Source organism: Rubrobacter calidifluminis (assembly GCF_028617075.1).
In the GTDB taxonomy this organism is placed as follows: Bacteria; Actinomycetota; Rubrobacteria; order Rubrobacterales; family Rubrobacteraceae; genus Rubrobacter_E; species Rubrobacter_E calidifluminis.
Genome location: NZ_JAQKGV010000005.1, coordinates 75,199 through 93,096, shown reverse-complemented (window position 1 = coordinate 93,096; position 17,898 = coordinate 75,199). Strand labels below are relative to the sequence as shown.

At 65.7% G+C, this 17,898-nt stretch carries 19 protein-coding genes, 1 tRNA gene and 1 riboswitch; of the genes, 13 read left to right on the top strand and 7 right to left on the bottom strand.

Features of this window, described 5'->3' with window-relative positions:
* The first annotated feature begins 62 nt into the window (after positions 1-62).
* The 3 genes from PJB24_RS05635 to PJB24_RS05625 all read left to right on the top strand — a co-directional run bounded on the left by PJB24_RS05635 (position 63) and on the right by PJB24_RS05625 (position 2,526).
* Positions 63-704, top strand: coding sequence for a hypothetical protein (locus PJB24_RS05635; protein ID WP_273843601.1), 642 nt, complete (start codon positions 63-65; stop codon positions 702-704).
* Positions 704-1,645, top strand: a complete 942-nt coding sequence (locus PJB24_RS05630) for a golvesin C-terminal-like domain-containing protein (RefSeq protein ID WP_273843599.1) — start codon at positions 704-706, stop codon at positions 1,643-1,645. Before PJB24_RS05635 ends, PJB24_RS05630 begins: the two co-directional genes overlap by 1 nt.
* Before the next feature lie 134 nt (positions 1,646-1,779).
* Entirely contained in the window at positions 1,780-2,526 is a 747-nt protein-coding gene (locus tag PJB24_RS05625) for an SDR family NAD(P)-dependent oxidoreductase (protein WP_273843598.1), read from the top strand.
* A 52-nt stretch (positions 2,527-2,578) separates the two neighbouring features.
* Here PJB24_RS05625 and moeB read toward each other — a convergent pair whose 3' ends face one another.
* The 6 genes from moeB to PJB24_RS05595 all read right to left on the bottom strand — a co-directional run bounded on the left by moeB (position 2,579) and on the right by PJB24_RS05595 (position 7,373).
* Positions 2,579-3,760, bottom strand: coding sequence for a molybdopterin-synthase adenylyltransferase MoeB (moeB, locus tag PJB24_RS05620; RefSeq protein WP_273843597.1), 1,182 nt, complete (start codon positions 3,758-3,760; stop codon positions 2,579-2,581).
* Positions 3,761-3,827: 67 nt separating this feature from the next.
* Positions 3,828-4,118: a ubiquitin-like small modifier protein 1 gene (locus tag PJB24_RS05615; RefSeq protein WP_273843596.1), complete on the bottom strand. Its 291-nt coding sequence runs from the start codon at positions 4,116-4,118 to the stop codon at positions 3,828-3,830.
* Positions 4,119-4,137: 19 nt separating this feature from the next.
* Positions 4,138-4,557, bottom strand: coding sequence for a M67 family metallopeptidase (locus tag PJB24_RS05610; RefSeq protein ID WP_273843595.1), 420 nt, complete (start codon positions 4,555-4,557; stop codon positions 4,138-4,140).
* Entirely contained in the window at positions 4,558-5,481 is a 924-nt protein-coding gene (locus PJB24_RS05605) for a PLP-dependent cysteine synthase family protein (protein ID WP_273843593.1), read from the bottom strand.
* Positions 5,482-5,648: 167 nt separating this feature from the next.
* Positions 5,649-6,374, bottom strand: coding sequence for a chlorite dismutase family protein (locus PJB24_RS05600; protein ID WP_273843590.1), 726 nt, complete (start codon positions 6,372-6,374; stop codon positions 5,649-5,651).
* Between the two features lie 3 nt (positions 6,375-6,377).
* Positions 6,378-7,373 carry an aldo/keto reductase gene (locus PJB24_RS05595; protein WP_273843588.1) on the bottom strand — a complete coding sequence of 332 codons (996 nt, stop codon included), beginning with the start codon at positions 7,371-7,373 and terminating at the stop codon, positions 6,378-6,380.
* A gap of 297 nt (positions 7,374-7,670) precedes the next feature.
* Here PJB24_RS05595 and PJB24_RS05590 point away from each other — a divergent pair, with 297 nt between their 5' ends.
* The 3 genes from PJB24_RS05590 to PJB24_RS05580 all read left to right on the top strand — a co-directional run bounded on the left by PJB24_RS05590 (position 7,671) and on the right by PJB24_RS05580 (position 9,873).
* Positions 7,671-8,756 (top strand): septal ring lytic transglycosylase RlpA family protein, encoded by a 1,086-nt coding sequence (locus tag PJB24_RS05590; protein WP_273843586.1) that lies wholly within the window; start codon positions 7,671-7,673, stop codon positions 8,754-8,756.
* Between the two features lie 49 nt (positions 8,757-8,805).
* Complete coding sequence (locus PJB24_RS05585; protein WP_273843584.1) at positions 8,806-9,576, top strand: 2-phosphosulfolactate phosphatase; 771 nt, start codon at positions 8,806-8,808, stop codon at positions 9,574-9,576.
* Between the two features lie 99 nt (positions 9,577-9,675).
* Complete coding sequence (locus tag PJB24_RS05580) at positions 9,676-9,873, top strand: hypothetical protein (RefSeq protein WP_273843581.1); 198 nt, start codon at positions 9,676-9,678, stop codon at positions 9,871-9,873.
* Between the two features lie 152 nt (positions 9,874-10,025).
* Here PJB24_RS05580 and PJB24_RS05575 read toward each other — a convergent pair.
* Positions 10,026-10,116 (bottom strand) — tRNA-Ser (locus PJB24_RS05575).
* A 208-nt stretch (positions 10,117-10,324) separates the two neighbouring features.
* Here PJB24_RS05575 and PJB24_RS05570 point away from each other — a divergent pair.
* Genes PJB24_RS05570 through PJB24_RS05540 form a run of 7 tightly spaced genes read left to right on the top strand, consistent with a single transcriptional unit; the run spans position 10,325 to position 17,504 of the window.
* Positions 10,325-10,987, top strand: coding sequence for a DsbA family protein (locus tag PJB24_RS05570; protein ID WP_273843579.1), 663 nt, complete (start codon positions 10,325-10,327; stop codon positions 10,985-10,987).
* Positions 10,977-11,411: a vitamin K epoxide reductase family protein gene (locus tag PJB24_RS05565; RefSeq protein ID WP_273843577.1), complete on the top strand. Its 435-nt coding sequence runs from the start codon at positions 10,977-10,979 to the stop codon at positions 11,409-11,411. The genes PJB24_RS05570 and PJB24_RS05565 overlap by 11 nt, the downstream gene beginning before the upstream one ends.
* A 49-nt stretch (positions 11,412-11,460) precedes the next feature.
* The gene (locus PJB24_RS05560) at positions 11,461-13,581 is read left to right on the top strand and encodes a DNA topoisomerase III (RefSeq protein ID WP_273843575.1); all 2,121 of its coding nucleotides are present in this window, start codon (positions 11,461-11,463) and stop codon (positions 13,579-13,581) included.
* Between the two features lie 25 nt (positions 13,582-13,606).
* Positions 13,607-14,842, top strand: coding sequence for an NAD(P)/FAD-dependent oxidoreductase (locus PJB24_RS05555; RefSeq protein ID WP_273843574.1), 1,236 nt, complete (start codon positions 13,607-13,609; stop codon positions 14,840-14,842).
* A complete protein-coding gene (locus PJB24_RS05550; protein ID WP_273843571.1) occupies positions 14,839-15,579 on the top strand; it encodes an ABC transporter ATP-binding protein in 741 nt (246 codons plus the stop codon). Before PJB24_RS05555 ends, PJB24_RS05550 begins: the two co-directional genes overlap by 4 nt.
* Positions 15,566-16,333: an ABC transporter permease gene (locus PJB24_RS05545; RefSeq protein ID WP_273843569.1), complete on the top strand. Its 768-nt coding sequence runs from the start codon at positions 15,566-15,568 to the stop codon at positions 16,331-16,333. The genes PJB24_RS05550 and PJB24_RS05545 overlap by 14 nt, the downstream gene beginning before the upstream one ends.
* Positions 16,311-17,504, top strand: coding sequence for a glycosyltransferase family 39 protein (locus tag PJB24_RS05540; RefSeq protein ID WP_273843566.1), 1,194 nt, complete (start codon positions 16,311-16,313; stop codon positions 17,502-17,504). Before PJB24_RS05545 ends, PJB24_RS05540 begins: the two co-directional genes overlap by 23 nt.
* Positions 17,505-17,568: 64 nt before the next feature.
* A riboswitch (cyclic di-AMP (ydaO/yuaA leader) is annotated at positions 17,569-17,724 on the top strand.
* Positions 17,725-17,898: the final 174 nt, after the last annotated feature.

Sequence of the window (17,898 nt, the reverse complement as noted above, 5' to 3'; positions counted from 1 at the left end):
CACGCGATGAGGAGGACGGATCGTTGCGCGGATCTCATCTCCCGGAGAAGGAGGGGACGAGCATGAGATCTTCCAGAAGGATGGAGGGCGCCTTGTCCCGGACCATGGACCGCGGGGAGTTCTTGAAGGTCGGCGGCGGTCTGGCCGGGGGCGCGGCGTTGCTCGGCGTCGCTCCCGTGGCTTATGCCCGGGTCGAGGTGTCGTCGTCGGTGGAGAATGAGTTCAACCGGGCGGCGAAGAGATACAGGGTCCCGGTCGAGTTGCTTTTGGCCATGGGCTACGTCAACACCCACTGGGAGATGCCTCCGGCCAGCCTCTGCTCCTACCGCAGGGGGGACCCGGAGAGACGGGGCGCTTTCGGCATCATGGCGCTCGTGCAGAACCCCTCGGCCGACACACTAGGCGCGGCCTCTAGGCTCACCGGCATCCCGGAGCGCCGGCTCAAGACTGATCGCTTCTCCAACATCCTCGGCGGGGCGGCGCTGCTCGCCTCCTCCCAGGGCAGCGCGAGGCCCGCAACCCTCGCCGGCTGGTACGGAGCCGTCTCCGGAAGGGGAGGGCACGGCCCGAGGTACGAAGCCGTCTCGGGTGTGGGGGGTGGGGACCTTTACGCGGCCCAGGTCCTCCAGACCCTGAGAAAAGGGGCCTCCAGACGTACCAGCGGCGGGGAACGGATCGTCCTGCAGGCGCGGGAGATCTCGTAATGGGTGCGGACTACCCCTACGCAGGCTACTACCCCGCGAGCACGGCGAACTACACCCCCGCAAACCGCCCCACCGACTACTCAATAGACATGGTCATAATCCACGTCACCCAGGGCTCCTGGTCGGCCACGATAAACTGGTTCGAAAACCCCGCAGCCCAGTCCTCGGCCCACTACGTGGTGCGCTCCTCCGACGGCTACATAGGACAGTCGGTTCTCGAGAAGGACATCGCCTGGCACGCGGGCAACTGGTACTACAACGAGCACTCGGTAGGGATAGAGCACGAGGGCTACATAGACGACCCTTCGTGGTTCACGGATGCGATGTACCGCTCTTCGGCGAGGCTGACGGCGTATCTGTGCGAGAAGTACAGGATAGCGATAGACCGCGAGCACATAATCGGGCATGATGAGGTACCGGACCCGAACAACCCTGGTGAGTATGGAGGGGTTGACCATCACAAGGACCCTGGTCCCTACTGGAACTGGGACCTCTACATGAGCTACGTCGCCCAGTACGCCGGCGCAGCCCAGGTCTACAGGCAGGTGGTGGACAACGCCAGCGCCCGGTTTTCGGCCTCCAGCAACTGGAAGACGAGCTCCTGGAACGGACAGAAACACGGCCGGAACTACCGTTACACCACCCCGAAGGCCGTCTCGGACGACGCGCTCTACAGGTTCAAGATCCCGACTACCGGGAGTTACAAGGTGTACGCTTGGTGGCCGAGCTCCCCGGGGTACAACCCTTCGGTCCCGGTCGGGATCCAGACGACCTCGGGGCTCGAGTGGGTGCGGGTGGACCAGACCAAAAACGGCGGCCGCTGGAACAACCTCGGCACGTTCACGCTCGCAGCCGGAGACTCTGCCTGCGTGAGAATCTCCCGCTGGACCTCGGCCGGAGGTTACATCATCGCCGATGCCGTGAAGATCGTGAGCACCTGAAGGAGCAGGAGGCGGACCTGCGCGGGTCCGCCTCTCGCCGTCGCGCCGGTATACGGATCCCCGCCCTGCCACAGGAGACGACTTCTGCCAGAATGTCGCTTGCTGGAGGCAAACGCTGCGGAGGGGCTTTCTGGATGGATTTTCTGCGGGACAGGGTGGCGCTCGTTACCGGCGGGTCGCGTGGCATCGGCGAGGCCATCGTGAGGACGCTGTGCGGGGCCGGGGCCGGGGTGGTGCTCCACTACAACAGGGGCGAGAGGGAGGCGCGAAAGATAGCCTCCGAGACCGGGCACTGTCTCTGCGTGGGGGCCGACCTGGAGGACGCATCCTCCGTGGAGGGGCTCTGGTCCGAGGCGGTCGGGTGGCGGGGACGGGTAGACGTGCTGGTGAACAACGCAGGCATCTACGAGCCGGTCTCCGTGGAAGACGGTGGTCGCTGGAAGGAGGTCTGGCAGAGGACGCTCGGGATCAACCTGATCTCCGCCGCGGATCTCTGCCGGAAGGCCATCCTCCACTTCAGGGAGCGCGGGGGCGGCACGATCATCAACGTCGCGAGCCGGGCGGCCTTCCGCGGGGACGACCCCGAGTACATGCCCTACGCTGCCTCCAAGGGAGGCATGGTCTCGCTCACCCGCACCATCGCCCGGGGATTCGCCCGGGAGGGAATCCTCGCCTACACCGTGGCCCCCGGCTTCGTCGAGACGGAGATGGCCCGCGAGTTCGTCCGGCGCGGCGGCGAGGATCCCGCACGCGAGATACCCCTCGGCTCGCTGGCACCACCGCAGGAGGTCGCGAACGTCGTCGCCTTCCTGGCCTCCGGGGCCGTCCGCCACGCGACCGGGGCCACGATAGATATAAACGGCGCCTCCTACGTGCACTGAAAAGCGGGGGCCGTGAACCGCACGACCCCCGCCCGCCGGAGTTGTGATCTCCCTAGTACTTCGGGACGCTCGGGTCTATCTCCTCGCTCCAGGCGTTGATCCCGCCCTTGACGTTGTAGACGTTCTCGAAGCCGGCGTCCCGCAGAAGCTTCACGGCCCTGGCGCTGCGCGCACCGCTCTTGCAGTGGACGGCGAGCGGCCTGTCGCGGTCGAGCTCGGCCAGGCGCTCCGGCAACTCACCGAGCGGGATGAGCGGAGCCCCGATGTTCGCGACCGCATACTCGTGCGGCTCGCGTACGTCGAGCACCGAGATCTCGCCGCGGTCGAGCTTCTCCTTGAGCTCCTGCACGGTGATCTCCGGCACCTCGTTCTCCTCCTCGGCCGCCCGGGCCTGCGGGATGCCGCAGAACTCCTCGTAGTCTATGAGCTCGTGGATCGTACGGTTCTCACCGCAGATCGGGCACTGGGGGTTCTTGCGCAGCTTCATCTCCCGGAAGCGCATGCCAAGGGCGTCGTAGAGCAGGAGCCGCCCGATCAGGGGCTCCCCGATCCCGAGGATGAGCTTCACCGTCTCGGTGGCCTGGATGACCCCGATCGCGCCGGGAAGGATCCCCAGCACCCCACCCTCGGCGCAGCTCGGGACGAGCCCCGGAGGCGGCGGCTCGGGGTAGAGGCAGCGGTAGCACGGCCCTTCCTCCGCGTAGAACACGCTCGCCTGCCCCTCGAAGCGGAAGATGGAGCCGTAGACGTTCGGCTTGCCCAGAAGGACGCATGCGTCGTTGACGAGATAGCGGGTCGGGAAGTTGTCCGTGCCGTCGACGATGATGTCGAAGTCGCGGAAGATGTCGAGGGCATTCTCGCTCGTCAGCTGCTCCTCGAAGGCCTCGACCCTGACGTTGGGGTTTATGTCCTCGATGGTCTCGCGGGCGCTCTCGAGCTTGGGCCGGCCCACATCGGAGGTCCCGTGGATGATCTGCCGGTGCAGGTTCGACTCGTCGACGACGTCGAAGTCGACGATCCCGATGGTGCCGACCCCCGCCGCCGCGAGGTACATCGCGAGCGGCGCGCCGAGCCCGCCGGCTCCGATCGTCAGCACCCGGGCCTGCTTGAGCTTCTTCTGCCCCTCCAGCGCCACTTCGGGCATGATCAGGTGGCGGCTGTAGCGGGCGATCTCCTCGTTGGTAAGCTCGACCTGCCCGTTCGTCTCGTGTATCAGAGGTTTGCGCGTCTGCATGTCTTCCTGAAACTCCTGACTTTGCTCTCCTGAGCCGGGGCGAACCGCGGCCCGCCGTAATGGGATCTCAGCGGGTCTCCCCGCGACAACCCCCCGCGATGGACGGGATGATCGAGAGCTCGTCGTCATCCGAGACGGCGGTCTCCGGCCCGTCGAGGTAGCGGATGTCCTCGTCACCCTTGTAGACGTTCACGAACGAGCGAAGCTTGCCGTCCCCGGTGTAGAGGTGCTGCCTGAGCTCCGGGTACTCCTCGGCGAGTTTGCCGAGAGCCTCCCCGGCGGTCTTGCCGGTGATGGTGACCTCGGCGTTGCCCCCCGCATACTGTCTCAAGGGCGTTGGAATCTTGACCTTGGGCATCTTACGTGACTCCTTCTCTCTACTCCACCAGCGTCTCTTCGTCGTAACCCGAGCGGTCGGCCTTGAGCACCCAGGAACGTATGTCCTTGATGCCGTCGGCCCCGACAGAGGCTATGACGTAGGACCACCCGGGCCAGGCATGCTCCCGGTCGTACTCCGAGGGTTCCGCCGGATGATCCGGGTGGGTGTGGTAGAAGCCGAGGACTTCCATCTCCCGCTCCTCGGCCCTCTCCTCGAACTCCCTTATCTTCAAAGGTTCGATGAGGAAGCGGCGCTCGCGCTCACCCTCGTGGGTGTTCTCCGCCCGCCACACGTCCACCACGATCTTCGTCTCCCCGGCGTTCATCCCGACGAGCACGCCGGCGCATTCCTCCGGGTACGCCTCCCTCGCATGTTCCTCGATGTTGCGGATGTCTCCCCGTCCGATCTTTAGCGGCAACTAGTCCTCCCAGAAGCTCTCGGAGAGGTACTTGTCCGCCCCGTCGGGCAGTATCGTCACGACGACCCCCTCCCCGATCTCCTTTGCAACTTCGAGCGAGGTGGCCACCGCGGCCCCGGCGGAGATGCCGATGAGCAGCCCCTCCTCGCGCGCCACCCGCTTCACCATCGCGTAGGCCGCCTCGGTCGAGGCGGCGCGGTTCTCGTCGGCGACGAGCGGGTCGTAGATCTCGGGTACGATCGCACTCTCCATGTGTTTCATGCCCTCGAGGCCGTGGAACGGAGAGTCCGGCTCGAAGGAGATCACCTTTATCTCCGGGTTGTACTCCTTGAGTCTTCGCGCGGTCCCGACGAAGGTGCCGCTGGTGCCGAGCCCGGCGACGAAGTGCGTAACCTCCCCGGCCGTCTGCTCCCAGATCTCGGGCGCCGTGGTCTCGTAGTGCGCCCTCGGATTGGCCGGGTTGGAGTACTGGTCCGGATAGAAATACCGCTCCGGATCCTCGGCGTAAAGCCTCCTCGCCTCCCGGATCGCCCCGTCCGAACCCTCTCCCGGGTCCGTGAGCACGATCTCTACCCCGTACGCCCTCAGGATCTTCTTGCGCTCCTCGCTCGCGTTGGCCGGCATGCACAGCTTCACCCGGTAGCCAAGCGTCGCCCCGATCCAGGCGTACGCTATGCCCGTGTTGCCGCTGGTCGCGTCGAGGATCGTCTTGCCTTTCCTGAGGGCCCCCCTCCTCTCGCCGGCGCGGATCATCCACAGCGCCGGACGGTCCTTGACCGAGCCTCCCGGGTTGTACCACTCCGCTTTGCCAAGAATCCTTACCCCGGGTACCTCACGCCCGATGCCAGATAGCTCCACCAGAGGGGTGTTGCCGACCAGCTCCGTAGGGCGTGCGCCTATCCTGTCTCTAATCCGAGTAATCATGTCGGGATTATTATACAGACGGGATGCCCGCTGTCCAGCCGGGGTGGTGGGGATGCTCTCAGAGTTTTTTCAGCCGGAGGGCCATAAACAGGCCCTCCGGCCAAGGTTGGTGCGTACCTGAAATTATACAGCAGGTTAAACCTGCATCTCTACGGCTGCATTGTTAACTATCCTAAAAAATCTAGGATATCCGGTAAAGATCTACGTCGGCAGGTGAAGATGGGGGTGTCGAGTTCGGTATAGCTGCTGGCCTCGGTCTCGCGCAGATCCATCATGAGGTCCTGAAACTTCTTCGGGGACTCGGCCTCGAAGGAGAGGATGAACTCGTAGTCGTCGATGCCGAAGCAGTAGGCGGTGTTGTTTTTTATCGGGTAGTGGGCGCGGCCGACCTTCATGTGCTCGTTCATCATCCGCTGGCGCTCTTCGAGCGGGAGCCGGTACCACTCGCGACGCTTCACGAACGGATAGACGAAGAGATACTCTCCCTCTCCGGGTACGATGTAACGTTTGTTCTCGAAGCCGGGTGTGTGTTCCCCGACGTAGATGGAGCGGCGGCTGATGGCGAAGTAGGAGTAGGCGACCGAGAGGTACCGGCCGAGCCCGGTGTTGAGCAGCGCGCCGGTCATCCTCTCGAAGGCGTCCAGGTCGTATGCGATGCGCCAGAGCATAAAGTCTGCGTCAGAGCGGAGCCCGAGCAGGGAGTAGGAGCGCAGGATCATCTGCTCCGCGCCGCTCTCCACCGCGTCCAGGAACTCCTGCTTGCCGCGCTCACGCTCCTCGGACGGGAGCCTCCTCCAGAGCGGGTCGAGCTTGAAGAAGGTGTAGTTTATGTACTGGACCGGGAGGTTCTCCTCCTCTTGTTCGTGGTGCTGGCGGATCTTCGTTTCGGCCATGACTCACCTCCTGCTCGCGGGCGCGAGGCCGAAGTTGTTCTCGTAGAGCTCCGCTATGCGGTCGAGCTCTTCGTCGGTGAGGTCGGGGGTGTCGGGGGCGGCGGCGAACTCTTCGAGCTGTTCCCTGCCGTAGATGTTGGGCAGGGTGGAGACCACCTCCGGTTCGGCCAGGCAGAACTTGAGCGCCGCCTGGCCCAGGGTGCGCCCGCTCTCTTCGAGGAAGCGCAGCTGCTCGACCTTCCTGACGCCCTCGACGAGCCACTCTTTCGGGCGGTGACGCCGGTGGTCGTTTTCCGGGAAGGTGGTGTTCTCGTCGTAGTGACCCTCGAGCATACCGCTCGAGTGTGGGACGCGGACGACGAGGCTCGAGCCGGCCTCCCGCGCGGCGGCGATGAAGTCCCGGCCGGGATCCTGCTCGAGGATGTTGTAGATCATCTGCACCACCTGCACGCGGCGCTCGTGGATCGCGCGCAGGCCTTCCTGCCGCCAGCCGATGGCCGGGCCGAGGGCGACGCCGTAGGCGCGGACCTTGCCCTCCCGTTTGAATTCCTCAAGCAGCTCGAAGAGCGCGTCATTGTCTATGGCGTCGGACTTGGGATTGTGCAGCTGAATGAAGTCTATGTAATCGGTGCCGAGTCGCCTCAGACTCTGCTCCAGCGCGAAGCGCAGGAACTCCTCCGACCAGTTCTGCGGACGCTCGTGCTGACCTTCGCGTTCGGCGTGGTTGTAGAAGTCGTAGCCGAACTTCGTCGAGATCACCACCTTGTCGCGCATGCCCGCGGAGGTGAGCCCGGCATCAGCCAGAACCTCCTCGCCGAACCCCCTGCCGTAGGTGTCCGCGGTGTCGAAGTAGTTGATGCCGAACTCGAAGGCTTCCCTGAGCAGGTTGACCGAACGCTGCCTGTCTACATCACCCCACCAGCCGGTGGTTATCGTCCATACCCCGAAACCTACCTCGGATACGCTAATGTCCGTGCCGTGGATGGTGCGGTACCTCATCGGCAGCCTCCGTGTATCATTGCTCTCCCTCTCGTTTGCAGCTTTCCTTGCAGAGAATCCTCAAAACCCTTTTCTACACCATTCTAACGCCACCATCTGTGGCCTTTCTCTCTAGGTGCCGGCTCGGAACAACACAACATGTCGTGCTTTTGTCCTTGTTGATACCATATGTCAAGCCTGGCGTAGATTGGTGCGGTAAGACCACCTTGTCCTGTTGACCTGCTCGTATCAGTGTTGCTAATCTGAAAAAGCCTGGGATAAGTACCGGGGACGAGAAAAATCTGGAGGGGGGATCGATTGGCGACTCTCGTCTTGCCGCTTCGGCGCAGGGTCAGGGTTTTCTGTTTGCTTCTCTGTTCTTCTGTGGTCTTCTCGCTGGTGGCCCCCGGGGTGGCCCGGGCGCAGCAAATGGTGGCCAGCTGGTACGGCCCTGGCTTCCAGGGCGCGCTCACGGCGAGCGGTCAGCCGTTCAACATGTACGACTACACCGCCGCCTCCCCGTACCTGCCGTTCGGCACCAAGCTCAGGGTCTGCTACGATGGGTGCGTGGTGGTCACGGTCAACGACCGGGGGCCGTACGTGGCGGGCAGGCAGCTCGACCTCTCCTACGCCGCCGCCCAGGCCATCGGGCTCACCTCCGTTGGTGTCGGCACGGTCGACGTACAGGAGGTGCCGGTCTCTACCCCGACCGGTCCTTCGACTTCTGAGGGCAAGGCATCGACGCAGCCCAGCGCTCCGGCCAGCTCCGCGTCTTCGGGTGCGTCCGCTGCAGGGCCTGCGGGCGAGGCATCGTCCGGCGCTAGCGGGCCGACCGCTTCCAGCCCGGCATCCTCCCAGTACTCCAGCGCTGGGCAGGACCGGTACGCGAACCCCGCCCGGGATCAGTACGCGAACGCGGCGCGAGATCAGTATGGCGGGGAGCAGGAACCTGGGGGAGGCGCCCCTCGGCCGCCGGCATCGCCGCAGGCTGCGGTTCCGCCGCCGGCTCCTGTACCCTCCCAGCTTGAGGTTCCGCCGCCCCAGCTCGTGAAGCCCGACTCCACCGCCCAGAGGGCCATAGAGATGGGCCTCGCCAAGGCCCCGGAGGGGTATAAGGGGCCCGTGGCCGGGGCTGAGCAGGCCGGCTTGACGGCCTCTTCCTCTGCCACGTCCCGGCCGTCTGCTCCAGCGTCTTCCCCCGCTCCCCAGAGCTCCAGAGGTTCTTCCTCTCAGAGCTCCTGGAGCTCCGATGCTGCTTCTCCAGTCGGCGGGAGCGAGCAGGAGGGGGCGGGAGGGATGACCGTACTTCCTGACACCGGAGGGGCGCCGCCCGTGGCGTTCGTCTCCGGGACGGCACTGCTCGCTCTCGGGATGCTCGGCGCCATCCGGATATTTCGCCGCTAGAAGTGCGGAGGCGGACTGCCCGCCCCCGCCGGGCGTATAATCCGCTGCCATGTGTGGCGAGCGGATCCTGAAGGTTAGCTACTCGGGTGGAGAGCGTGGCGCCCGGGAGGCGGCCCGCCGGGGGGCCACGGTCGTGGTGGTGGACACCTTCAGGGCCTCGGCGACGATAGCGGTGCTCGTGTCCCTGGGGGCGCGGGTGAGGCCGGTGGGATCCGTCGCCGAGGCCCTGGCCGCGGAGGGTGACTACAAGGTGGGGGAGCGCGGCGGGGCCAAGGTGAGGGGTTTCGATTTCGGGAACTCTCCGACCGAGATTCTCGGGGCCGGGATAGTGCCAGGCTCGACGGTAGTCCTCACCACTACCAACGGGACGCGCATCATTCGAGCCGCGACGGGATCTCCCCGTATCCTGGCCGGATCCTTCGTAAACGCCAGCGCGGTGGCCGGGGCTCTCCACCCGGGGGACGGGGAGGTTGCGGTGATCGGTTGCGGATGGAGGGGCCACCGGGCCGCGGAGGACGAGCGGGCCGCCGGGGCAATCATAGCCCGTCTGGTGGGAAAGGGAGCCGAGCCGGACCAGCGGGCCCGGAGGGTGATGCGCGATTACCAGGAGCGTCCCATACGGGCCCTCCGCCGCGTGAGTGCGGCCCGCAGGCTCCTCCGTCTTGGCTACGAGAAGGACCTTGATCTCTGCCTCTCCGAGGACACCTTCCCGGTGGTCCCGATGCTGCTGGACGGGGCCTTCGCGGATCCAGGAGGATATCGGACGATTCCTGGTGCGCTATCGCACAATCCGGGCTACTGCGGGCAAATTTCTTCTTGACAAGTCTCCGGGACGGACCTATGCTGAAGGCAGGCTGGGAGGCCCGAAACGTTACAAGAGAGGAGTCTCCCAATCAGCCGAGGAGAGGAGGTGAAGTAGATGCCGACCATCACCCACGAGAAGGTTCGGGAGTACACCCGCGAGGAGGTCGACCGGGCCATCGACGTCATTGAGCGTCACCTGGAGAAGGAGGCCAGAACCCGCAACCTGCTCGACGAGCAGGCGATCATGCGGCCGAAGGACCTCTGCAAGCAGCAGGGGCTGGACATGGTTGCTGAGCTGCGGAGCATGGTATGACGAGCAAGCCTATGAAAGGGGATGCACAGAGCGTGAGGAATCTCCGACCGCCACTCTGAGGCGGCTGTCCATCCCCCTTCATATAGGCTGGGAAAAGGGCCGGGATCATCCCGGCCCTTTTTCTGTGCTTCCGGTATGACTGGGAAGAGAAGCGGAGGAGGAGGGATTCGAACCCTCGATACCCCTGTTGAGAGGTATAACACCTTAGCAGGGTGCCGCCTTCAACCACTCGGCCACTCCTCCGAGCATGCAGAGCCAGAGTATATCAGAGATGTTGCGGGGTGCCAGAATGCCCCGTCCCAGGCCAGAGATTCCCGGGGGCGGGGTGTGAAGTCCGGTAGCAGGTTTGGGACGGCTTTTCAGCGAGGCGCCCGCTGGCATATAATCCAGAGTTGCGTTCCGCTGGTGGAAGGAGTCTGACCTGAAAAGCACCTCGATAAGATCTCCCCGGATGATACTCGCCCTGATCGTGGCGGCTGCGATCGTCGTTGCTGCGATCCTGGTCGCGATCAGCCAGCTCGGCGGAGGCGGTGCCTCAAGTGGGGAGGTGAGCAAGCTCTACGCCGGGGTGCCGCAGAACGGCACGACCCTCGGGAAGGGGAGCGCTCCGGTCACCATCTACCTCTACGAGGATTTCCAGTGCCCCTACTGCGGGGAGTTCAGCCGCAACGTCTTCCCCAGGCTGGTGAAGGACTACGTCAAGCCTGGCAGGGTGAAGCTGGTCTCCGAGCCCATGGCGTTCATCGGGCCTGATTCGGTAAAGGCCGCCGAGGCCGCGCTCGCTGCGGCGAAACAGAACCGCTACTGGGGATACTATTATCTGCTCTTCGCCAACCAGAAGACCGAGAACAGCGGCTACGTGACCGACGATTTTCTGAACAACCTGGCCCAAAAGACCCCGGGGCTCGACATGAACCGCTGGAAGGGCGCTCTCTCCGACCCTTCACTCGCGAAGGGGCTCGAGAAGGTACAGAAGAAGGCGAGTGCCGAGGGGGTCAACTCTACCCCGACCCTGATCGTCGAGGGGCCCGGCGGGAAGAAGAAGCTCACCGGCGATCAGGCGCAGAGCTACGGCAAGATCTCCTCGACCATAAAGCAGGTCGGTGGCTCCTAGCGTCAAGAGAGGGAGGAATCGCGGTCTGCGGGCTGCTCTGGTCGCGCTCGCCGTGATCGGGCTCGGGATAAGCGCCTACCTGACGTGGGTGCACTTCGAAGGAATAGCACCGGTCTGCGCCGGAGGGAGTCACGGCTGCGAGACGGTCCAGTCGAGTCGCTACGCCAGCCTCGCGGGGGTGCCCGTCCCGGTCCTCGGGCTCGTCGGGTACGCGCTGCTTTTCGTCTCAGCCCTGGTGCGGGAGGAGATCGGAGCCTACCTCGGCCTCCTCGTCGCGCTTGTAGGTACGCTCTTCAGTGCTTATCTCACCTACCTGGAGCTCTTCGTCATACACGCCATCTGCCAGTGGTGCGTGGCGAGCGCACTGGTCATGCTCCTCTCGCTCGTTGCGGCCTTCGCCCGCCTCTGGCGGCTCTCCTCCTAGCCGTAAAGCGGGTGGTGCCGGGTGGCCTTCGCTTACGTATACTCGGCGCATGAGGCTCATCGTCGCCGAGAAGCCTTCGGTGGCGCGGGACATCGCGAACGCCCTGGGACGTCATCGCCGGGGCGAGGGGTGTCTCGCGGGGAGCGGCTGGATCGCGACCTGGGCGCTCGGACACCTCGCAGAGCTCGCCCCGCCGGAGGCCTACGGTGATCGCTACAAGAGCTGGCGGCTCGAAGATCTGCCGATCCTGCCCGATAGGTTCAGGGTCGTCGTCTCCCCGAAGACCCGAGAGCAATTTCGGATCGTAAAGCGGCTGCTGTGCAGCCCCGAGGTCGAGGAGGTCGTGAACGCCTGCGACGCGGGGAGGGAGGGAGAGCTCATCTTCTCCCGCCTCTACCGGCTCTCGGGGTGCGACAAGCCGGTGAAGCGGCTCTGGGTCTCCGCGCTCACCCCCGAGGCGATCCGGGAGGGATTCGCTTCCCTGAGGGAGGCGCGCGAGATGCGCCCGCTCGAGGACGCCGCGCACAGCCGCAGCGAGGCCGACTGGATCGTGGGGATGAACGCCACCCGCGCCTTCTCGGTTCGCTTCTCCCGCCCCGGCGACGTCCTCTCCGTCGGGCGCGTCCAGACCCCGACGCTGAGGCTCCTCGTAGACCGCGAGCGTGAGATAGAGGGCTTCACCCCCGAGACGTTCTGGACCGTGCGCGCCCGCTTCTCCCGCGGCGACGACTCCTACGAGGGCGTGTGGTTCAAAGGCAAGGAGAGCCGCCTTGGGGAGAAGGAGGCGGCGGAGCGAATAGCGGAGAGGGTGCGCGGTGGTACGGGGCTGGTGCGCCGGGTACGGAAAAAGGTGGTTTCCGAGCGGTCCCCGCTCCTCTACGACCTCACCGCGCTGCAGCGCGACGCCAACACCCGCTTCGGGTTCACCGCCGAGCGCACCCTGAAGGCTGCCCAGAGCCTCTACGAGCGGCGCAAGCTCATCACCTATCCCCGCACCTCGAGCCGTTACCTCTCGAAAGATCTCGTCCCCACGCTGAAGAAGCGCATCGGTGCGGCGGAGGCGCTGCCAGCGCTCGAACCGTTCGCCTCGAGACTTCTCTCGCTCCCGGAGCTCCCGCATGGGAGGCGTATCGTGGACGACGCGAAGGTGACCGACCACCACGCGATCGTCCCGACCGGGAGACGCCCTCCGGGCGAGCTCCCGCAGGACGAGGCGAGGGTGCTCGACCTCGTCTTCCGGCGCTTTCTCGCGGTTTTCTTCCCCGAGGCCCGCTTCGAGCACACCACGGTCGTCACCGCCGTCGGGGAGGATACTTTCCTCTCCCGCGGGAGGGTGGTGCTGGAGGCAGGATGGAGGGCGCTCTACCCCGACGGCGTCGGCGGGAGCAGGGAGAAGGAGCCTCCACTACTACTGCCGCCCGTCGAGGAGGGGCATGAATGGGCGGTGGCCGATGTGGCGGTGAAGGAGGGGAAGACCAAGCCCCCGCCGCGCTACTCGGAGGCGACGCTCCTCGGGGCGATGGAGACCGCCGGGAAGCTCGTCGAGGACGAGGAACTGCGGCAGCGGATGAAGGACTCCGGCCTCGGTACGCCGGCGACCCGCGCGGCGATCGTAGAGCGTCTGATCCAGGTCGGCTACGTCGAGCGGGAGAAGAAGGTGCTCGTGCCCACCGGGAAGGGCCGCCGGCTCGTCGCGCTCGTCGGGGATAGCCCCCTCGCCTCCCCTGAGATGACCGCCCGCTGGGAGGAGCGCCTGGCGAAGATGGAGCGCGGCGAGGAAGACCGGGGGCGCTTCATGTCTGAGATAGAAGCCTTCACGAAGGAGCTCGTCGAGGAGGTGCACCGTAAGGAGGGAGAGAAGGTGCCGGAGCCTGCCGGCGGCTCCATCGGCGCCTGTCCGAAGTGCGGCTCCCCGGTCGTCGAGACGAAGAAGGCGTACTCCTGCTCCGCGTGGAGGAGGACCGGATGTGATTTTTCCATCTGGAAAACGATCGCCGGCAAGCGGGTGAGCGAGGCGCAGGCCAGGCGACTGCTCGAGCGGGGTCGGACCGGGATGCTCAAGGGGTTCAGGAGCAAGGCTGGCAAGAGATACTCCGCGGCGCTCATGCTGGACCGGGAGGGGCGAGTGCGCCTCGTCTTCGAGGGAAACGATCCGTCCGGTTCGCGTTAAACTCTCCTGCGGCATGAAGATCATCGTGGCAGGCGCAGGGCTCGCGGGGCTCACCTGCGCGGGTTTGCTCGCGCGCGGGGGGGCCGAGGTCGAGGTCTTCGAGGCCTCCGACGGCGTCGGAGGCCGGGTACGCACCGACGAGCGCGACGGATTTCTGCTCGACAGGGGATTCCAGGTCCTGTTCACGGCCTATCCCGCGGTGAGGAGACACCTGGACCTCGAGGCGCTCGATCTCAAGCCCTTCGACCCCGGCGCCATAATCCGGCACGGTCTGAGCCGGACCATCCTCTCCGATCCCCGGAGAGACCCGGCCTCCCTCTTGCCCTCGCTCAGATCGGATGCGGCGACCCTCGCGGACAAGCTGCGCGTGCTCCGGCTCGCGGCGACCTCCGGACACGGTGGGGCCGAGTCTGCCGCCGGGGAGGAAGGGCCCGATTCGACCACGCTGGAATGTCTGCGGGGTCTGGGGTTCTCGCAGAGGATCATCGAGACCTTCTTCCGGCCGTTCTATGGCGGCATCCTGCTCGACCGCTCGCTCTCGACCTCGTGCCGCGTCTTCCGGTTCACCTTCCGGATGCTCGCCTCGGGGGAGGTCGCCGTGCCGGCCCGTGGGATGGGGGAGATCTCGAAGCAGCTCGCCTCCCGGCTGCCGGAGGGGGCCGTACACCTCGGGTGCCCGGTCGAGAGGATCCTCCGGGAGGACGGCCGGGCCGTGGGGGTGAGGGCCGCCGGGGAGGAGCACGAGGCCGACGCCGTCGTGCTCGCCACGGAGGCTCCGGTGGCACGGAGGCTCGCAGGGATCCAGGTGCCGGACGGGGGTCTCGGGCAGGTGTGTGCCTGCTACGCGACGGGCCTTCCCAACGCCCTGGGCTCGGGCAGGAAGATCGTGCTCGACGCGTCGGAGGGTCCTGTAGATAGCGTGGTCGCGATGGATGCTATCTCCCCGTTCTACGCCCCGCCGGGGATGGGGCTTTTGAGCGTGGTCCTCTCGGGGGTGGACGACGCCTCCGACGCGGAGATCTTCCGGCTCGGGGTCGAGGGGATCTCCGGCTGGGACGGATCACTCTCTCCCGAGCCGCTCGCCGTCTACCGCATCCCCTACGCTCAGTTCCCCCAGCCTCCCGGGTTCCACCGTACGCTGCCTTCCAACCGGACCCCCACGCCGGGACTCTTCCTCGCCGGCGAGTACACGGTGGACTCCTCCATAAACGGGGCGATACTCTCCGGCGAGAGGGCCGCGCGGGAGGTGCTCGCGGGTTGAAGACGGTCCCGGCGCTCAAGGTCGAAAAGCTCAGGAAGACCTACCCCGGGGGGCTCGTCGCGCTGAATGACGTCTCGCTCGAGATAGAGCCGGGGACCTTCTTCGGGCTCCTCGGGCCCAACGGTGCGGGCAAGACGACCTTCATAAGCAGCATCGTCAACCTGGCCCGGCCCGACCGTGGGCGCATCGAGATCTTCGGCTACGATGCCATCCGCGACTTCCGGCGGGCGCGACGCATGGTCGGGGTCTCGCCCCAGGAGGTGAACCTCGACAAGTTCCTCACGGTCGAGGAGACGCTTTTGTACCACGCGGGTTACTACGGCGTCCCGAAACGCAAGGCGCGCGAGCGGGCGGCGGAGCTGCTGGAGCGCTTCGGGCTCTCCGACAAGCGGGATGCCCGCACCAATACCCTCTCCGGCGGGATGAAGCGGCGGGTGATGTTCGCCCGGGCGCTGATGCACGACCCCGGGATACTCTTCCTCGACGAGCCGACGGCCGGGGTCGACGTCGAGCTGCGCTACAGCCTCTGGAGCTACATCCGCGAGCTCAACCGCGGGGGGCTCACGATCGTGCTCACCACCCACTACATGGAGGAGGCGGAGGAGCTCTGCGAGGAGGTCGCCCTGATCTCGGGCGGGAGGATCGCCGACAGGGGTACCGTCGGGGAGCTCGAGGAGAGGCATGGTGCATCGAGCATCGAAGAGGTCTACATGAAGGTGATCCATGCTGATAGTTGACAGAGGGTTCCTGACGCTGCTCAAGCGCGAGGTGCTGCGCTTTCTGCGGGTGTGGTCCCAGACGATCGTGCCCCCCCTTCTGACCTCGCTTCTTTACGTCGTCGTCTTCGGGTTCGCGCTCGGCGGGAGGATAAAGGAGATAGAAGGCATCCCGTATCTGCAGTACATCCTCCCCGGGATCGCGACGATGAGCCTGGTGACCGGGGCGTACTCGAACACCTCGAGCTCGGTCTTCGACGCCAAACGCGAGCGCTACATAGACGACGTCCTCGCGAGCCCGATGAGCGACCTGCAGGTCGCGCTGGCTTACTCTCTGGGCGGGACGCTGCGCGGTGTGATCGTGGGCTGCGGGGTCTTCCTGGTCGGGATGCCCTTCGCCAGGACCGGGGCCGAGAACCCGCTGCTTCTGCTCGCGGTCTGGGTCCTCGCAGCGTTCGCGTTCTCCTCGCTCGGCGTGATTGTGGGGGTCGTCTCGACCCGGATAGACCACATCTCCTTCATGGGCAACGTCATAATCCAGCCGCTCGCTTTTCTCGGCGGGGTCTTCTACTCGGTCAGGATGCTGCCGCACCCGCTGAAGGTGGCGACGCTCTTCGACCCGATCTTCCACACCGTGGATGCCGCCCGCTACGCGGCCCTCGGCGTCTCCGACCTGGAAACCTACCTTTCGTTCGCCGTGATGATCTTTCTGTCCGGCGCCTGCTTCGCCGGGGCCTGCTGGGCTATAAGCCGTGGCCCGAACCTCCGCTACTAGGAGGGAGCGGAGGGAGGGAAGCCCCCTCCGCTTCGTCCTCTGGACGTTCGTGCTCTCGCGGGCCTTCTTTCTCGGGGTGGGGGCGCTCGCCCATCTTCTCCTGCCGCGGGCCCGTCCCGGCGGCATCCCCGGGCCCTGGGGAACGCTGGGCTACTGGGCGAACTGGGACGGGGCGTGGTACTCCGGGATCGCCACCTCCGGCTACGGCCTGCACGCCCCCCAGAGCACGGCTTTCTTCCCGCTCTACCCGCTCCTCGTGCACCTCGGAAGCAGCCTCGGCGGAGGGGCGGCGTTGTGGGGGGTGGCGATCTCGCTTGCCGCATGCTTCCTTGCCCTGTACTTCGTGTATGGGATGGCTGAGAAGCTGTATGGCGGGCGGGTTGCCCGCGCCTCGGTACTCACGCTCGCCTTCTTCCCTACGGCGTTCTTCCTGAACGCGGTCTATACCGAGAGCTTCTTCCTCGCGCTCTCGGCCGGGTGCCTCTGGGCCGCCTTGGTGCGGCGCGACCTGCTCCTCGCCGGCTTCCTCGGGGCGCTCGCCGCGGCGACCCGCAACCTCGGGGTGTTGCTCCTCCTGCCACTCTTTCTCGAGTGGGTGCGCGATCGCAGGGGGTTCGGGAGCCGGGGGCTCGCGGAGATGGCGCTGGTCCCCGCCGGGCTCTGCGCCTACGCGCTCTACCTCACCGGGCGCTTCGGGGACCCGCTCGTCTTCGCCCGCCAGCAGCGGGCCTACTGGGGACGCGCGCTGACCGATCCACTCGCGACCGCCCGGATGGCGTGGAGGAGCGCGAGGGAGGGTGCCCGCTACCTCGCCGAGCCGCACGCTCTCTTCGTGAGCACGCTTCCGGAACCTTCGCTCGCCGCCTCGAACACCCTCAACCTCGCGTTCTTCACCCTCTTCCTCGCCGTGATGGTTTTCGGGGTCTTCGTGCTCCCGCCGGGGTTGAGCCTCTACGCGCTGGCCCTCGTGCTCGTGCCCCTGCTCACACCTTCACCCCTGTTCCCGCTCATGAGCCTGCCCCGATTCCTTCTCGATGCGTTCCCGTTCTTCATCGCGCTCGGGGTAACCCTCTCCCGCAGCAGGAAGGCCCTCTTCCTGTGGCTCATCCTGAGCTCATTCGTAGGTGCAACGCTCACGGCGCTGTTCGTCACCTGGAGGTGGGTTGCTTGAACCGGCTTGCAAAAGATTGCTCCTGAGGCTGAACAGCGTGATATAATGAAATTACAACTGAATACATGCTGAGAAGCCGAATCTCCTCGAAATTGAGGAGAGCGGGGGACCCGAGTGGGGCCTTGCCCCTGGGGTGAATCGCCGGTGCGGTCCGGTGTAGGGCTTAGCTCTTTCGGCCCGAACCCGTCAGCTAACCTCGTAGGCTGTAAGGAAAGAGGGCGTCCCGCTGCATTCGGGATGGTTTTGGTGGTTGCGGGCGGAACCACCTGGATGCTGCGGGATGGTCAGAATCTACTCGGACCAGTCTCTGCGGTCCTTTCCCTTGCGGGGGAGGGCCAGCGGACATGGGGCCGGTAGCTGCGACCCCTCTACTGAGGTGGAGGTGCGATGCGGC

Coding starts and splice junctions, on each gene's coding strand:
- PJB24_RS05635 (WP_273843601.1), top strand. CDS start 63: ATGAGATCTTCCAGAAGGATGGAGGGCGCCTTGTCCCGGACCATGGAC.
- PJB24_RS05630 (WP_273843599.1), top strand. CDS start 704: ATGGGTGCGGACTACCCCTACGCAGGCTACTACCCCGCGAGCACGGCG.
- PJB24_RS05625 (WP_273843598.1), top strand. CDS start 1,780: ATGGATTTTCTGCGGGACAGGGTGGCGCTCGTTACCGGCGGGTCGCGT.
- moeB (WP_273843597.1), bottom strand. CDS start 3,760: ATGCAGACGCGCAAACCTCTGATACACGAGACGAACGGGCAGGTCGAG.
- PJB24_RS05615 (WP_273843596.1), bottom strand. CDS start 4,118: ATGCCCAAGGTCAAGATTCCAACGCCCTTGAGACAGTATGCGGGGGGC.
- PJB24_RS05605 (WP_273843593.1), bottom strand. CDS start 5,481: ATGATTACTCGGATTAGAGACAGGATAGGCGCACGCCCTACGGAGCTG.
- PJB24_RS05600 (WP_273843590.1), bottom strand. CDS start 6,374: ATGGCCGAAACGAAGATCCGCCAGCACCACGAACAAGAGGAGGAGAAC.
- PJB24_RS05595 (WP_273843588.1), bottom strand. CDS start 7,373: ATGAGGTACCGCACCATCCACGGCACGGACATTAGCGTATCCGAGGTA.
- PJB24_RS05585 (WP_273843584.1), top strand. CDS start 8,806: ATGTGTGGCGAGCGGATCCTGAAGGTTAGCTACTCGGGTGGAGAGCGT.
- PJB24_RS05580 (WP_273843581.1), top strand. CDS start 9,676: ATGCCGACCATCACCCACGAGAAGGTTCGGGAGTACACCCGCGAGGAG.
- PJB24_RS05570 (WP_273843579.1), top strand. CDS start 10,325: ATGATACTCGCCCTGATCGTGGCGGCTGCGATCGTCGTTGCTGCGATC.
- PJB24_RS05560 (WP_273843575.1), top strand. CDS start 11,461: ATGAGGCTCATCGTCGCCGAGAAGCCTTCGGTGGCGCGGGACATCGCG.
- PJB24_RS05545 (WP_273843569.1), top strand. CDS start 15,566: ATGCTGATAGTTGACAGAGGGTTCCTGACGCTGCTCAAGCGCGAGGTG.